Source organism: Mycetocola sp. Y719 (genome assembly GCF_056713205.1).
Genome location: NZ_JBWYGY010000001.1, coordinates 723,786 through 739,526, shown reverse-complemented (window position 1 = coordinate 739,526; position 15,741 = coordinate 723,786). Strand labels below are relative to the sequence as shown.

Here is a 15,741-nt window from a genome sequence, read left to right as displayed (position 1 = left end):
CCATGACCCTGGAGATTCGAGGCGGCGTCGAACTACCCGCCCTTCGCGAGGAGATCGAGCTGGAGACGGCAGACGGCCTGACCCTCGTCGGCGAGCTGGCGACCCCGATCGACCGGACGCCGTCCGCAACGCTCGTCACGCTGCATCCGCTGCCCACCGCGGGCGGCTTCATGGACTCCCACATCCTCAGGAAGGCCGCGGCCAGGCTACCCGCGCTGGCCGACATCGCCGTGCTGCGGTTCAACACCCGCGGAACCGCGTCGCCGCGCGGAAAGAGCGAGGGAATCTTTGGCGACGGCGTCACAGAAGAGCACGATGTCGACGCCGCGATGGCTTTCGTCGCCGAGCGAGGACTCCCGCACCCGTGGCTCGTCGGCTGGTCGTTCGGGACGGAACTCGTCCTGAAATACGGTCGAGCACACCCCATCGACGGGGCCATCCTGCTGTCGCCGCCGCTGCACCGGGCCCAGGCGGATGATGTGGCCGCGTGGCACGGTCACGACCGCCCGCTGATCGCGATCATCCCCGAATTCGACGACTACCTGCGGCCTGATGAGGCTGCTGAACGGTTCGCGAGTGTTCCGGACATGACCCTCATCCCCGTCGAGGGCGGGAAACACCTCTGGGTGGGCGAGAACCAGACCAGGCGCGTGCTCGAGGAGATCGTGCGCGCCGTGAACCCCCAGGCGCTGCCGTTGCCGACAGAGTGGGCCTAGGTTCGCTGCGTCGCCTGACTAGAGTTCGTTGGCCCGCGGGATCACGACCTGCTTGATGATGAGCAGGACAGCGGCGGCCGTCGGGATGGCGATGAGCGCTCCGAGGAGCCCCATCAGCGCACCGCCGGCGAGAGCGGCGATCACGACGACGGCGCCGGGCACGGCGACCGCCCGCTTCATGACATTCGGACTGATCACGTACGCCTCGACCTGCATGTAGATCAGGTAGTAAATCGCAGCCCAGAGTGCCGTGACGGGCGAGCCCAGGCCTGGGATGAGGCAGACGAGCGTGATGATGATCGACCCGGTCAGCGTTCCGACGAGGGGGATCATCGAGAAGAAGAACGCGATACACGCGAGCACTGGCGGGAACGGCGCGTCGATGATCGACAGGAAGATGAAGCTCAGGATGCCGTTGCACGCTGCGATGCTGACCTGGCCGATGACGTAGCGGCCGACGGAATCGGTGATCTGCTCGGCGAGGTCGGCGAAACGCTCACGACGCGTTGCGGGGATCAGCTGGTACAGGCCACGCTGGATCGAGCCGAGGGATGCCGTGAAATAGATGGTGAGGATCAGGATGATCAGCGCGCCGAAGAAGGTCGAGCCGATCGCCAGGACGACCTGGATGGCGCCCGAGCTGATGTTCGTGATGTTGTCGGTGAGGAAATTGCCTGCGTCCTCGATGATCGCCCGCACGTCGATGCCGGGGAACTGGTCGGAGAGGACCTCCACAAGCGGATAGTCCTGGAACTGCGCCTGCAATCCTGGAATGATCCTGATCAGCTCGGAGATCTGGTCGATGATGATCGGCACGACCATCCAGACCAGCCCGGCGAAGAGGGCGAGCACGCCGACGATGACGGTGACGAGTGCTGCCCACCGGGGGAATCGTTTCTTCTCGAGCCACGAGACGATCGGGTCGAGGCCGAGGGAGATGAAGATGGCAGCGCCGATGTAACTGAGGATCGTCTGCAGACTGATCACCGAGACGATGATGAGCAGCCCGAGCCCGACACCGAGAGTGCCGATCAGGCCGACCCGGAACGGGTTCGAAATCTTCACTTGCAGATCCTCCATCGCACAACGTCAGCCAATCGTACTGGCCAGTGGGCGCGCGACAGCATCGCACGAGGGCGGGTGGTCGCATTAAGCGGCCTCTCAGGGATTTCGACTACGCTGAAACGTCTGTCCTGTTGCTACCGGCCCGGAATCCTGAGGATTTGCGGGTGCACCGCCCCTGCGGTCGCAACCCAGAAGGAGATGTAGTGCGCTTCGTTTTCGCGATATTGGCGTTTGTGGTCGCCGCGACCATGATCGTGCTGGGCATCGCCCAACGCACGGTTTTCCTCGGCCCGTCGACCTACGCCGTCGAGACGACGGTGAAAGGCGAATTGCCGTACACCGTCATCAGCGGTGAGGAGTTGGCGTCGCAGCCGGGTCAGCAATCGCTGACCGTCTCCGGAGCGGACGATGTCTTCCTCGCATACGGCAGGACGGCCGACGTCATCGCATGGCTGGACGGGTCGTCGTACAACGAACTCTCGGTCGACACGGCGGAAGAGGGGAGCCTCACGGCATCCGTCGTCACCCCCGAGGTCGTCGACGCCGACGACACCGACCCGCGAGAGGATGGCGAGCCCCTGACCGAGGAAGAGCAGGCGGCGGCAGAAGCACTGGCCGACCCCGCAGGCAGCGACCTGTGGCTCGCCGAATACGCCGAGGAAGGCGCCGTCCTCGCGACCATCAGCGTCCCTGAGGACGTCTCCGTGATCATCGCCTCGAACGGCACCGACCCGGCACCGGACACCGTCCAGGTCTCCTGGCCGCTCAACAATGCGACGCCGTGGGCAGGCCCGCTGATCGTCGGCGGCATCATCCTGCTGATCGGCGGCCTCGTGCTCTACCTCCTCGGCATCCACCACATGCGCAAGTCCCGCGGCCCTCGCCGGAAGAGTATCTCCGCAGGACCGGGAATGGAGAAGATGCCCAAGGTGCCGAAGCCGTCCAGGTACAAGTCAGACAAGCAGCACGGCAGTGCCCCGAAACGCAAGCGGGTGGGCCGCAAGTCGATGATCGCGGTCGTGCCCGTCGTGCTGGTGACGTCACTGGCCCTCAGCGGTTGTTCGGCCGGGTTCTGGCCTGATCTTTCCGGTACGGGGAACCCCAGCGCTACGCCCACGCCCACCGACGTCATCCCAGACGAGGACCAGCCGGCCCCCGCAGTGACCGCCCCGCAGCTCGAACGCATCGTTGCCCGGATCTCAGGTGTCGCCCTCGAAGCAGACGCCGAACTCGACCCGGCACTCGCTGGCACCCGGTTCGCTGGGCCTGCGCTCGACGAACGCACGGCCAACTACGCCATTCGGGGCACGATCACGGACTTCGCACTGCCGACCCCGATCCCCGCGGCGCCAGGCGGGCTCACCCTGCCCCAGGCGACGGACACCTGGCCGCGCACCGTCATGACGGTCGTCCACGACCAGTCGGACGAGACCATCGCCCCGACCGCCATCGTGCTCGTTCAGGACAGCCCGAGGGCCAACTACGAGATCCAGTCGGCGGTCCGGCTCGAACCGGATGCCCAGATCCCGGATGTCGCCCCTGCGACGATCGGGACGGCGCAGCTTCCGCCTGACTCGACGTTCCAGGTGCTTCCGCCCGACCAGCTCGCGGCTGCATACGCAGACGTGATCACCAACGGTGAGGAGAGCGAGTACTTCGATCTCTTCGACGCCGAGGGAGACTCCCTGCGCACGGCGATCACCGCCGACAGGGCTGCGAAGAAGAAGGCCCTCCCCACGACCGCGACGATCGAGTTCTCAACGGCAGCAGGCACGATGTCTCCCATCGCCCTCGCCACGAACGAGTCGGGCGCCATCGTCGCGGTGAACATCGTGGAGACCGAAGTGGTGAAACCGGTCGAGGCCGGTGCGAAAATCAAACTCGCCGGCGCCGTAGCGGCGTTGAGCGGTGTGACAGAAACGGAGAAGGGTGTGCAGTCGACCTACGGTGACCAGTTGTTGTTCTACGTCCCGCCCGCCGGCAGCACGGAGAAGATCCGCCTGCTGGGCTTCAGCCAGGGCCTGACGAAGGCGGCGGAACTCTGATGAATGGGATCCAGCCGGCCGCTGAACACCTGCGCGGCGCCGTCGATCTCTCCAGCCTCGTGAACCGGAACCAGCCGGGCGCTCCAGCGGGCCCCGCGGCGCCTGCAGGGCCCGGAGCGGCTCCTGCGCCAGGCGCCGCTGTCGACGTTCCCTCGCTCGTGCTCGAAGGCACAGACGCCAACTTCAGCCAGTTCCTCGACCTGTCGATGAACGTGCCGATCGTCGTCGACCTGTGGGCGGGCTCGCCGACACCTGAGCTCGAGACCATCGTGCGGAGTTACGGCGGCCGGCTCCTTCTGGTCACCGTCGACGTCACGGCGAACCTGCAGTTGCGCCAGGCCTTCCAGGTCCAGTCGGTGCCAGCCGCCGTCGCGCTCATCGGCGGGCGGCCCCTGCAGCTGTTCGCAGGCGCGCTTCCTGAGGACCAGGTCAGGCAGGTACTCGACCAGGTGCTCGAGGCCGCCGCGCAGAGCGGCGTCACCGGGGCGGCATCCGTCTCCGGGGTACCGGTCGAAGCCGAGGAACCGGTCGAACCACCGCTGCCGCCGCTGCACGCCGAGGCGTACGACGCCATCGAGCAGGGCGACTATCCGAGGGCGATCCGTGCGTACACGACCGCGATCGCACAGAACCCCACGGACAAGATGGCCGTCGCAGGGCTCGCCCAGGTGAGCCTTCTCGATCGCCTGCAGGGGAAGACGATCGAACAGATCCGCTCAGCGGGTGCCGCAGGGCCGGACGACCTCGACGCGCAACTCGACGTCGCCGACCTCGACCTGTCCGGCGGTCACGTCGAGGACGCCTTCGACCGGCTGCTGACACTGTTCGAGGGCGCTGACGCCGACGGACGCAACACCATCCGTACGCGGCTCCTCGAGCTCTTCGAGGTCGCCGGGCTGGACGACCCGCGGGTCGTCCGCGCTCGTGCGCGACTGACGAACCTGCTCTTCTAGCGCCGGACTCCAACGAGAACACCCGCTCCGGTCGAGGACACCAGTTGCAACTGATGCTCTCGACCGGAGCGGGTGTTTTAACGTGCGGGCGTCCTACCGGCGGCGTTTGAGCCAGAGCGCGCCGAGCGGCGGCAGAGTCAGTTCGGCCGAGGCCGGGCGCCCCGCCCACGGCTCGTCGACGGCGACGACAGTGCCGTAATTCCCGACACCTGAGCCGCCGAACTCGGCGGCGTCCGTGTTGAGGAGCTCTTCCCATTCGCCGGACTCAGGCAGGCCGACGCGGTACGGGCCGACCGGCGCGCCGGAGAAGTTGAACAGGGCCGCGATGGTGTTCCCGTCGTGATCCTTGCGCAGGAACGACACGACGCTGTTGGCCGAGTCGCCGCCGTCGAGCAGCTCGAAACCGCCCGGGTCGTTGTCGCGGGCCCAGAGTGCCGAGTTCTCGCCGTAGAGGCCGTTGAGCTGGCCGACCAGGCTGAACAGGCCCTGGTGACTGGGCTGGTCGAGAATCCACCAGTCGAGGCCGCGGGCCTCCGACCATTCGGACGGCTGGCCGAACTCCGAACCCATGAACAGCAGTTGCTTGCCCGGGTGGGCCCACATGAACGCGAGGAACACGCGCATGTTCGCCAGCTTCTGCCAGTGGTCCCCAGGCATCCGCGAGAGGAGCGACCCCTTGCCGTGCACGACCTCGTCGTGGCTGATCGGCAGGAGGAAGTTCTCGCTGAACGCGTAGACGAAACTGAAGGTGAGTTCGCCGTGGTGGTACGAGCGATACATCGGGTCGTGCTTGATGTACTGCAGCGAGTCGTGCATCCAGCCCATGTTCCACTTGATGCCGAAACCGAGACCACCGGCTGAGGTCGCAGCGGTGACGCCCGGCCAGCTGGTGGATTCCTCGGCGATCATCACGACGCCCGGGTTGCGCTTGTATGCGGTGGCGTTCGCCTCCTGCAACAGGCTGATGGCCTCGAGGTTCTCGCGGCCACCGTGCTCGTTCGGGTACCACTCGCCCTCTTCGCGCGAATAGTCGAGGTAGAGCATCGAGGCGACGGCGTCGACCCGGAGGCCGTCGACGTGGAACTCCTCCAGCCAGTACAGGGCGTTGGCAACGAGGAAGTTGCGCACCTGACTGTTGCCGAAGTTGAAGATGTACGTGCCCCAGTCCTTGTGCTCTCCGCGGCGAGGGTCTGGGTGCTCGTACAGCGCCTGGCCGTCGAAACGTGCCAGCGCCCATTCGTCCGTCGCGAAGTGTCCTGGCACCCAGTCCATGAGCACGCCGATGCCGGCTTGGTGCAGTCGGTCGATGAGATACTTGAGGTCGTCCGGGTGGCCGAACCGGCTCGTCGGGGCGAAGTACCCGGTGATCTGGTATCCCCACGAACCGCCGTACGGATGCTCCGCCAGGGGCATGAACTCGACGTGCGTGAAGTGCAGGGCGCGGAGGTACTCGATCAGCTGGTCCGCGACGTCACGGTAGCCGAGTCCTGGGCGCCACGAGCCGAGGTGCATCTCGTAGATGCTCATCGGTCCGTCGTGCGGGTTTGTGGCTGCGCGGTGATCCATCCACGCGGCATCCGCCCATTCGTGGCTGGACTCGCCGACAACGGATGCCGTCGCAGGCGGCGTCTCGGTGAAACGCGCCATGGGGTCGGCGCGGCGGACCCAGTTGCCGTCGGCTCCGAGCAGTTCGAACTTGTACAGGGTTCCTGCGGCCAGCCCGGGAACGAAAAGCTCCCAGACGCCCGTCGGCCCCATGTTGCGGAGGGAGTGAAGGCGCCCGTCCCAGCCGTTGAACTCGCCGATGACACGGACGGCCTGCGCGTGCGGTGCCCACACGCTGAACGCGGTGCCTGCGACGGCTGCCCCTCCGGCGGAGTGTTCGACGAGGTGCGCGCCGAGCGCCTCCCAGAGCTGCTCGTGGCGTCCTTCACCGATCAGGTGGAGGTCGAGTTCGCCGATGGTGGGGGAGAACCGGTACGGGTCATCCGTGGTCCAGAGGACACCGTCGCCGTAGTCGCTCTCGACGGCGTAGTCGGGGAAGCCGGCGGAGTGCTTGCCCTCCCAGATGCCGTTGTGCAGGTGGCTGAGTTCGACCCTCTCCCCGCCGTCGAGGACGGCTGTGACCGTCCGGGCAAGCGGCCGGAGAGTGCGGACGACGGTCCGGTCGCCGTACGGGTGCTGTCCGAGGACGGAGTGCGGGTCGTAGTACGAGCCGGTGGCGACGGAGTCGAGGACGTGCTGCGACGGCGCCTGGGGCGCGGATGCCTGCGTCGGCGGTGTCGCCTTGGCGGCGGCTGCCTTCGGCGGGGTCGTGCTCTGTGAAGGAGTCGTTGCGGGTGTGGTGGGATCGGTCACTGGGTGGCCTCCTGAACGTGGAAGATGTGGACCGGTTCGGTGAACGCGTCGAGGCGCACGAAGTTGTGCTCGCCCCACGTCCAGCTCGCGCCGGTGATGAGGTCGGTGACCTGATACGGGGTCCCTGGTCCGAGGCCGAACGCGGAACTGTCGATGTGTACCGTGGTCTCCCGCACCGAGTGCGGGTCGACGTTCGCGACGACCAGGATGGTGTCGGATTCGCCGCTGTCGGTGAACTCGGCGGCGAGGTGCTTGCTGTACACGAGGATCGAATCGTCGTCGCTCGAGTGGAGGTGCAGATTGCGCAGCTGCCCCAGCGCGGGATGTTCGCGGCGGATCCCGTTGAGCATCCCGAGGTACAGGGACAGGGATCTTCCTGCGGCATCCGCGGCGTCGAAATCGCGCTGCTTGAACTCGAACTTCTCGTTGTCGATGTTCTCCTCGGCGCCGGGGCGTGCAACGTTCTCGAACAGTTCGAATCCGGAGTACACGCCCCAGACCGGAGCAGCGGTAGCCGCGAGAGCTGCACGGATCGTGTACGCGGCGGGCCCGCCGAACTGGAGGTATTCGGTGAGGATGTCCGGGGTGTTGACGAAGAGGTTGGGCCTGAGGAAGTCGGCCGTCTCGCTGCTGATCGTCGTGAAGAACTCCTCGAGTTCCTCCTTCGTGTTCCGCCAGGTGAAGTAGGTGTAGCTCTGCTGGAAGCCAACGCGCGCGAGAGCCTGCATCATGGCCGGGCGGGTGAAGGCCTCGGCCAGGAAGATGACATCGGGGTCCTCGGCGTTGACCGTGGCGATGAGCCATTCCCAGAACTCGACGGTCTTCGTGTGCGGGTTGTCCACGCGGAAGATCTTCACCCCGAGAGAGACCCAGTACCGGACGATCCGGAGCACCTCGGCACGGATGCCTTCCGGGTCGTTGTCGAAGTTGATCGGATAGATGTCCTGGTACTTCTTCGGCGGGTTCTCTGCGTACGCGATGGTGCCGTCGGGGAGGGTCGTGAACCACTCCGGGTGTTCGGTGACCCAGGGGTGGTCTGGGGAGGCCTGCAGCGCCAGGTCGATCGCGATCTCGATGTTGTTCTTCGCGGCCTGGCCGAGGAAGTAGCGGAAGTCCGCAACCGTCCCGAGTTCGGGGTGGATGGCGTCGTGACCACCGTCGGCAGAACCGATGGCCCAGGGGGAGCCGGGGTCGTGCGGGCCGGGGGTGAGTGTGTTGTTGGGGCCCTTGCGGAAGGTCTTCCCGATCGGGTGGATCGGCGGCAGGTAGACGACGTCGAAGCCCATCGCGGCGACAGGGGGGAGGCGCTTGGCAGCGGTGCGGAACGTCCCGGACGTCCAGGACCCGTCCGCATTCTTCTTCGCTCCTTCTGACCGGGGGAAGAACTCGTACCAGGAACCCAGGCCTGCGCGCGTCCGCTCCACGCGGACCACCGCTTCTTCTGACACGCTCGAGATCGTCGTCATCGGCCGCCGCCTGGCGATGTCGTGCAGGCGTGCGTCCTCGAGGACGGCGGTGCGCTCATCGAGCGGGGCATCCGTCGCGGCGAGGACCGCGGCCTTCTGCGCCAGGTATGCTCGCTCGTCTGCCGGACGGGAGGCCTCGGCGGAGACACGCTCCAGCAGCTGGGCTCCGATGGTGAACATCAGCTCGACGTCCAGCCCTGCTGGGATCTTGATCGCGGCATTGTGGTGCCAGGTCTCGAAATCGTCGGAGTAGGCGCGGACCTTGAAGGTCCACGTGCCTTGCTTGTCGACTCGGGCGAGGGCTTCATAATCGTCGAGTCCGACGGTGATGATGTGCATGGGATGCCGTGTCGTCACGCCGGCGGGGTCGGTGAGCAGGAGCTCCACCCCGATTGCGTCATGACCTTCCCTGAACGCGGTCGCTCGGAAGGGGATCACCTCACCGACGAAGCCGCGAGCGGGCCATCGGCCGCAGGATACGACAGGGGAGAGGCCGAGTACGGGAATCCTTCCGATTCCCTGGGCCGTGCGAACGTTTGACTGAGCGGGCGCGGCCTTGACAGGTCCGGCCGCAGTATTCATTGCTTTCTTCGCCACACGTCCGACCGTACCCCGAATCGGCGACGAGAGTCGCTGCCTTGACCAAACTCCGCCGAGCCAATATGGCCGCAGTGTTGCTCCCGGCTCACCCCGCTCGCCTAGGCTGAACGAATGAAGGCGATTCGACGTTTTACAGTGCGCCCGGCGCTCCCTGAGCGGTTGTCAGCACTCGAGCAACTCGCAGGCAACCTCCGCTGGGCCTGGCATGAACCCACCCAGGATCTGTTCTCCGAGATCGCACCGGATGCCTGGCGCGAGTTCCAGCACGATCCGATCAGCCTTTTCGGGCAGATCACCCAGGAGCGCATCGACCAGCTGGCGGCTGACGACGCTTTCGTCGAACGCGCGAACGCGCTCAGGGACGATCTTTCCCGGTACCTCACCGAGCCACGCTGGTACCAGGGGCTCGAGGGGGACAAGCCCGAGCTCGTGGCCTACTTCTCGCCCGAGTTCGGCATCGCTGCCGCCTTGCCCCAGTATTCGGGCGGTCTGGGAATCCTCGCAGGCGACCACCTCAAGAGTGCTTCGGACCTCGGGGTCCCGCTCGTCGCCGTCGGGTTGTTCTACCGCGCCGGATACTTCAGCCAGGCGCTGTCCCCGGACGGCTGGCAGCAGGAGACGTACCCGATCCTCGACCCGGACGGGCTCCCGCTTCGCGTGCTCCGCCAGCCGGACGGCAGCCCGGTCATCGTCACCCTCATGCTCCCTGACGACGAGGTGCTCAGCGCCCGCGTCTGGCAGGGACGCGTCGGGCGGGTGACCCTTCTCCTGCTCGATTCGGACATCCCGGAGAACACGGACGATCTCAGGCACGTCACCGACCGACTGTACGGCGGGTCCGAGGAGCACCGCCTGCAGCAGGAACTCCTGCTCGGCATCGGCGGAGTCCGGGCGATCGGCGCCTGGGCGGAGCGCGCAGGGGTCCAGCCGCCCCGGGTCTTCCACACCAATGAGGGTCACGCCGGATTCCTCGGCGTCGAGCGGATCGGTGACCTCATCCGCGGCGGCCTGAGCTTCACCGAAGCGCTCCAGGTGGTGCGCGCAGGGACCGTGTTCACGACGCACACGCCGGTTCCCGCTGGGATCGACCGGTTCGACGCCGGCCTCATCCGCCGGTACTTCGAGACCGACCTTCTGCCTGGGGTCGCAGTGGAAGACGTGCTCGCCCTCGGGCGCGAGCCGGGCGCAGGCGAGAACGGCGCATTCAACATGGCCGTGATGGGATTGCGGCTGGGACAGCGGGCGAACGGCGTCTCTCAGCTGCACGGTGAGGTGAGCAGGCAGATGTTCAGTGACCTCTGGCCCGGCTTCGACACCGAAGACGTGCCGATCGCCTCGGTGACCAACGGTGTCCACCCGGCGAGCTGGACCGCCCCGCAGCTGACCGGCCTCGCGATCCGCAACCTCGGCACCGCAGACACCGCGAACGCCGACTGGGCGAACCCGTCGGTGTCGGACGCCGACCTGTGGTCCGTCCGCAACGACATGCGCCAGGAACTCGTCACCGATGCTCGCAGGAGGCTCGAGCGCGCATGGCGTCAGCAGAACCCGGGTGGCGTGGCCCCTGACTGGATCTCGACGCTCCTCGACCCGCGTGTCCTGACCATCGGGTTCGCGCGACGGGTACCGACGTACAAGCGGCTGACCCTGATGCTGCACGACACCGACCGGTTGCGGAAGATCCTGCTCGATCCGGATCGGCCCGTGCAGATCGTCATCGCCGGCAAGTCGCATCCCGCCGACATCGAGGGCAAGCGGCTGATCCAGAAGATCGTCGAGTTCGCCAAGGATCCGCAGATCCGCGAACGCATGGTCTTCCTGCCCAACTACGACATCTCGATGGCGCAGAAGCTCTATCCGGGCACCGATGTCTGGCTCAACAACCCCTTGCGCCCGCTCGAGGCGTGCGGAACCTCCGGGATGAAGGCAGCGCTCAACGGCGTGCTGAACCTGTCGATCCTCGACGGCTGGTGGAGCGAGTTCTTCGACGGCGACAACGGCTGGGCCATCCCGTCTGCGGTCACTGCGGACGCGGAGGAACGCGACCGGCTCGAGGCGGAGTCCATGTACGACCTGATCGAGCACCAGATCGCTCCGCGTTTCTACAACCGGAACTCAGACGGGCTGCCGGTCGACTGGCTGCGGAGGATCCGGCACACCCTGTCGACGCTCTCTCCGCAGCTGAGCGCCGACCGCATGGTCCGTGAGTACGTGGAGTCGCTCTACCGCCCTGCGTTCGCCAGCAACACGGTGCTGCGTGAGGATGGATTCAAGAACGCCAGGCAGCTCGCCGAGTGGAAGGCCCGCGTAACGGAGGCCTGGTCTGGCGTCGCCATCGCGCACGTCGAATCCGGCGGTCTCGACCTCACACCGCAGGTGGGAGAGGAACTTCATCTCCGCGCCATCGTGCGCCTCGGCAGCCTCACACCCGACGACGTGTCGGTCCAGGTCGTCTACGGGCGGAGCGGCGCGAACGGTGACGATCTCCAGGATGTGCAGACGGCCGACCTCGAGGCGGAGACGGAAGGGACGGACTCGTCCGACCCGGGCGAGTGGTTGTTCGCAGGAACGGTGAGCCTGAACCGCCCCGGCGGCTTCGGCTACAGCGTGCGCGTGGTTCCGAAGAATCCTCTTCTTGCCAGCCCGGCAGAACTGGGGCTCATCGCGGTCGCCTGAGCCGGTCGCACGACGCCAGGCGGGTCAGGGCCTGGCGATCGGGGCGAACGACGCCCCCGTGACCAGGACCAGGTCATCGGGGGAGAGCTCGATGTCGAAACCGCGGCGCCCGCCGGATACGAAGACCGTGGGGAAGAGTGTCGCCGTTTCATCGACGACCGTGCGCAGACGGGTCTTCTGGCCGACCGGGCTGATCCCGCCAATGACGTAGCCGGTCTTGCGTTCGGCGACGGCCGGATCCGCCATGCTCGCACGCTTGCCGCCCACGGTCGACGCCAGCGCCTTGAGGTCCAGCTGCCCGGTCACAGGGACGACCCCGACGACGAGGGCCCCGTCCACATCCGCCAGTAGCGTCTTGAAGACCCGGTCGGCCTCGACGCCGAGTGCGTCGGCCGCCTCGAGACCATAGCTTGGGGCGGCTGGGTCGTGTTCGTACGGGTGGGGGGTGAACTTGATGCCCCGTGCGGTGAGAGCCGCGGTCGCCGGCGTGCCCGCCGAGGTCTTCTTCGCCACGGCTACTCCCCGGACACCGCGCGGAACAGCTGCATCGAGGTGGCGGCGACGTCGACGGTGTCGCCTGGGGCGAATTCGGACACGGTGTCGATCGGGAGTTCATCGTCGCTCCGCCAGAGAAGTTCGTATCTGGTGACGGCGTCGTGGGCGGGAAGCGTCACAGTGACCCCGGACTCCACGCCATGGACGATGAGCAGGATCCGGTTGAACTCCTCCACCTCAGGGGTGCTCGCCGCAACGTACTGGATCGTGCGGTTGCGTGCACTCGTCCAATCGTCTTCGCTCATCGTCTGTCCTGACTGGTCGTACCAGTCCATCTGGCTCGCACTCGGAACGGTCTCACCGAACCGGCCGAAGCGGACCGGCCGGAGGGCAGGGTTCTCGCGTCTGAGCTCGATCAGGCGGCGGGTGTGCGCCCGCAGGTTGTGCTGCCACTTGTCGACCGGGAAGCTCAGCCAGGTGAGTTCGGAGTCGTGACAGTATGCGTTGTTGTTTCCGCGCTGGGTGCGGCCGTATTCGTCTCCAGCGGTGAGCATCGGGACACCCGCCGAGAGCAGCAGGGTGCCGAGCAGGTTCCGCATCGCCTTCCGCCGGGTGGCCAGGATGCTCGCGTCCGCGGTCGGTCCCTCAGCCCCGTGGTTGAACGAACGGTTGTTGTCGGTGCCGTCGCGGTTCGACTCCCCGTTGCCCACGTTGTGCTTCACGTCATAGGAGACGAGGTCCGCGAGGGTGAATCCGTCATGGGCCGTGATGAGGTTCACGGATGCCAGCGGTCCCCGTTCCGCCGAAAACGTGTTGCTCGACCCGGCCAGGCGGGTGGCGAAGCCGCCGATCCCGACCGGGGCGGTGCTCGCACGTCTGGCGTAGTCGACATCGGACAGCCAGAAGTTGCGTGCCCTGTCGCGGTACCGGTCGTTCCAGTCGATCCAGCCGGTCGGGAAGTTGCCGGTCTGCCAGCCGTCGATGCCGACATCCCACGGTTCCGAGATCATCTTCACTCCGGCAAGCGCCGGGTCCGACACGATGTCGGTGAGGAGTTCGTGGTGGGGAGAGAACGCGTGCTGCTCGTCCCTGCCGAGTGTCACGGCCAGGTCGAACCGGAAGCCGTCGACCTGGACCTCGTTCGCCCAGTACCTCAGGGAATCCATGACGAGGCGTCTTGCGGCGGGGTGGGACGTGTCGAGGCTGTTGCCGCAGCCGGTGACGTCGATGTAGTCGCCTGCGGCGTTCTGCCGGTAGTAAGCGTCATTGTCGAGGCCCCTGAGGCTCGTGGTCGGCCCGCCCCTGCCCTCTTCGGCGGTGTGGTTGTAGACGACGTCGAGGATCACTTCGATGCCCGCCTCATGCAGCAGCCTGACCATTCCCTTGAATTCGCGGAGGATGGCATCCGGCCCCTTCGCCTGTGCCGTCTTCGAGGCGTATGGAGCGTGAGGGGTGAAGAAGTTGAGGGTGTTGTATCCCCAGTAGTTGGTGAGCCCCTGCCGGATGAGCCGCTGCTCGGAGACGAAGGCGTGGATGGGCAGGAGTTCGACCGCGGTGACGCCGAGGTCGGTGAGGTACCCGATCGACGCTTCGTGGGCGAGACCGGCGTAGCTTCCGCGAAGCGCCTCAGGCACGTGCGGGTTGAGTTTCGACAGGCCCTTGGCGTGCGCCTCGTAGATGACCGTGCGGTCGAGGGGAACGGCCGGCTTTGCCACGTCACCCCAGTCGAAGTCCGTGTCGACGACGGCGGACCGGTACTGGCCGGCTGCCACGCGCACAAGACCGCGCGCATACGGGTCGATGAGCAAGCGCGACGGATTGAATGCGGCGGTGGGGGAGGACGGTCCGGATGCGCGGATCGAGTAGCGGGTGCCGGCGCGGAGGGTCCGCGAGCGGCCCACCCACACGTTTTCGGCGTTCCGGTGCATCGGTACAGTCTTCGTCACCCAGTTCGGGTCGGTGTCGTCGAAGATGACGAGTTCCATCGAGTCGGCACTTGCCGACCAGACGCGCAACTCACCACCGTGAGACGTGACTCGGACGCCGAGATCGTGCAGGGAATCGGTCGGAGTCATGCGTTCTAGAGTAGTGAGTGCGTACCACGTGCGCGTACCGGCGGAAGGAGAGCGGGATGGTCGTCTATCTTGACCATGCGGCGACGACGCCGATGCTCCCCGAAGCCATCGCCGCATACGCCGACGCGCTCGGTGTCGTCGGCAATCCGGCATCGATCCACTCCCAGGGGCAGGCCGCCAAACGGATGCTGGAGGAGGCACGCGAGCAGATCGCTCTGACGGTCGGCTGCGACCCGATCGAAGTGGTCCTCACCTCCGGCGGAACCGAAGCGGTCAACCTCGCCCTCAAGGGGATCTGGTGGTCGCGGAACCGCGCTGCGGACCGCCCGGTGATCCTCGCTCCCGGCGGCGAGCACCACGCCACGATCGACACCCTCGAATGGCTCGAACAGCATGAGGGAGCCGAGATCGGCTGGCTCCCGCTCGATGACGACGGACTGGTCCGGCCGGACGACGTGGTCGGCGCGCTTGAGAGCTACGGCGACAGGGTCGCGCTCATCACCCTCCTCTGGGCGAACAACGAAGTGGGCAGCATTCAGCCCGTGAGTGCGATCTCGGCGCTCGCTGCCGCGCACGGCGTCCCCGTTCACCTCGACGCTGTCGCTGCATATGGGTATCTCGACACCGACTTCGCCGCTGTTCGCGCCGCATCCGGAAGTGTAGGGGGCGCGGGGCTTGTCGCGATGAGCGTCTCGGCGCACAAGATCGGCGGGCCTGTGGGTGTCGGCGCACTCGTTCTTTCCCGCTCGGCGAGCGTGGAGCCGTTGCTTCACGGGGGCGGCCAGCAACGGCAGGTGCGGTCAGGTACCCAGGACGTGGCCGGCGCCGTGTCGTTCGCGGTCGCAGCCAGGCACGCTGCCGCTTCCCGGACCGCCGAGGCCGTCCGGCTGTCCGCCCTGCGCGACCGGCTCATCGACGGCATCCTCTCTGCCGTTCCCTCTGCGCGACTCAACGGACCTTCTGGTTCCGGTCGTCTGCCTGGCAACGTCCACGTCGCATTCGCCGGCTGCGAGGGGGACTCGCTCCTGTTCCTGCTGGACATGGCCGGAGTGTCCGTCTCCACCGGCTCCGCCTGCCAGGCGGGGATCCCCGAACCGTCGCACGTGCTCAGGGCGATGGGCAGGAACGAACTGGAGGCGAGGGGCGCGCTCCGCGTGACTCTCGGCCACACGACGACGGACGCAGACATCGATGCGCTCCTGTCTGCGCTTCCGTCGGCATACGCGCAGGCGTCGCGGGCGGGGCTCGCCGACCGGCAGACCACTCTCGGGGCCTGACCGGGCAACAGGGCG

At 66.7% G+C, this 15,741-nt stretch carries 10 protein-coding genes; 5 read left to right on the top strand and 5 right to left on the bottom strand.

Annotated elements, in window-relative coordinates:
- The first annotated feature begins 2 nt into the window (after positions 1 to 2).
- Positions 3 to 716 carry an alpha/beta hydrolase gene (locus AC1M0F_RS03380; RefSeq protein ID WP_480236784.1) on the top strand — a complete coding sequence of 238 codons (714 nt, stop codon included), beginning with the start codon at positions 3 to 5 and terminating at the stop codon, positions 714 to 716.
- 18 nt (positions 717 to 734) lie between these two features.
- Here AC1M0F_RS03380 and AC1M0F_RS03375 read toward each other — a convergent pair whose 3' ends face one another.
- Positions 735 to 1,781, bottom strand: a complete 1,047-nt coding sequence (locus AC1M0F_RS03375) for an AI-2E family transporter (protein ID WP_480236783.1) — start codon at positions 1,779 to 1,781, stop codon at positions 735 to 737.
- Positions 1,782 to 1,984: 203 nt separating this feature from the next.
- On the opposite strand from AC1M0F_RS03375, the gene AC1M0F_RS03370 reads away from it, so the two are divergent.
- Positions 1,985 to 3,826 carry a DUF8094 domain-containing protein gene (locus tag AC1M0F_RS03370; protein WP_480236782.1) on the top strand — a complete coding sequence of 614 codons (1,842 nt, stop codon included), beginning with the start codon at positions 1,985 to 1,987 and terminating at the stop codon, positions 3,824 to 3,826.
- Entirely contained in the window at positions 3,826 to 4,779 is a 954-nt protein-coding gene (locus tag AC1M0F_RS03365) for a co-chaperone YbbN (protein WP_480236781.1), read from the top strand. The genes AC1M0F_RS03370 and AC1M0F_RS03365 overlap by 1 nt, the downstream gene beginning before the upstream one ends.
- Positions 4,780 to 4,872: 93 nt before the next feature.
- Here the strand turns inward: AC1M0F_RS03365 and glgB are convergent, their stop codons facing one another.
- Together glgB and AC1M0F_RS03355 are read right to left on the bottom strand one after the other, a co-directional pair.
- Positions 4,873 to 7,137, bottom strand: a complete 2,265-nt coding sequence (gene glgB, locus AC1M0F_RS03360) for a 1,4-alpha-glucan branching protein GlgB (protein ID WP_480236780.1) — start codon at positions 7,135 to 7,137, stop codon at positions 4,873 to 4,875.
- Positions 7,134 to 9,185: an alpha-1,4-glucan--maltose-1-phosphate maltosyltransferase gene (locus tag AC1M0F_RS03355; RefSeq protein ID WP_480237353.1), complete on the bottom strand. Its 2,052-nt coding sequence runs from the start codon at positions 9,183 to 9,185 to the stop codon at positions 7,134 to 7,136. Before AC1M0F_RS03355 ends, glgB begins: the two co-directional genes overlap by 4 nt.
- Before the next feature lie 129 nt (positions 9,186 to 9,314).
- Between AC1M0F_RS03355 and glgP the strand changes: the two genes are divergently transcribed.
- Positions 9,315 to 11,879, top strand: a complete 2,565-nt coding sequence (glgP, locus tag AC1M0F_RS03350) for an alpha-glucan family phosphorylase (protein ID WP_480236779.1) — start codon at positions 9,315 to 9,317, stop codon at positions 11,877 to 11,879.
- Between the two features lie 24 nt (positions 11,880 to 11,903).
- On the opposite strand, the gene ybaK is transcribed toward glgP, so the two are convergent.
- Together ybaK and glgX are read right to left on the bottom strand one after the other, a co-directional pair.
- The gene (gene ybaK / locus AC1M0F_RS03345) at positions 11,904 to 12,392 is read right to left on the bottom strand and encodes a Cys-tRNA(Pro) deacylase (RefSeq protein ID WP_480236778.1); all 489 of its coding nucleotides are present in this window, start codon (positions 12,390 to 12,392) and stop codon (positions 11,904 to 11,906) included.
- A 2-nt stretch (positions 12,393 to 12,394) separates the two neighbouring features.
- Positions 12,395 to 14,449, bottom strand: coding sequence for a glycogen debranching protein GlgX (gene glgX / locus AC1M0F_RS03340; RefSeq protein ID WP_480236777.1), 2,055 nt, complete (start codon positions 14,447 to 14,449; stop codon positions 12,395 to 12,397).
- A 56-nt stretch (positions 14,450 to 14,505) separates the two neighbouring features.
- Between glgX and AC1M0F_RS03335 the strand changes: the two genes are divergently transcribed.
- Positions 14,506 to 15,726 carry a cysteine desulfurase family protein gene (locus AC1M0F_RS03335; protein WP_480236776.1) on the top strand — a complete coding sequence of 407 codons (1,221 nt, stop codon included), beginning with the start codon at positions 14,506 to 14,508 and terminating at the stop codon, positions 15,724 to 15,726.
- Positions 15,727 to 15,741: the final 15 nt, after the last annotated feature.

Excerpts from the sequence above, each read along its gene's own strand:
- AC1M0F_RS03380 (WP_480236784.1), top strand. The coding sequence starts at position 3 with ATGACCCTGGAGATTCGAGGCGGCGTCGAACTACCCGCCCTTCGCGAG.
- AC1M0F_RS03335 (WP_480236776.1), top strand. The coding sequence starts at position 14,506 with ATGGTCGTCTATCTTGACCATGCGGCGACGACGCCGATGCTCCCCGAA.
- glgP (WP_480236779.1), top strand. The coding sequence starts at position 9,315 with ATGAAGGCGATTCGACGTTTTACAGTGCGCCCGGCGCTCCCTGAGCGG.
- glgX (WP_480236777.1), bottom strand. The coding sequence starts at position 14,449 with ATGACTCCGACCGATTCCCTGCACGATCTCGGCGTCCGAGTCACGTCT.
- AC1M0F_RS03355 (WP_480237353.1), bottom strand. The coding sequence starts at position 9,185 with ATGAATACTGCGGCCGGACCTGTCAAGGCCGCGCCCGCTCAGTCAAAC.
- AC1M0F_RS03365 (WP_480236781.1), top strand. The coding sequence starts at position 3,826 with ATGAATGGGATCCAGCCGGCCGCTGAACACCTGCGCGGCGCCGTCGAT.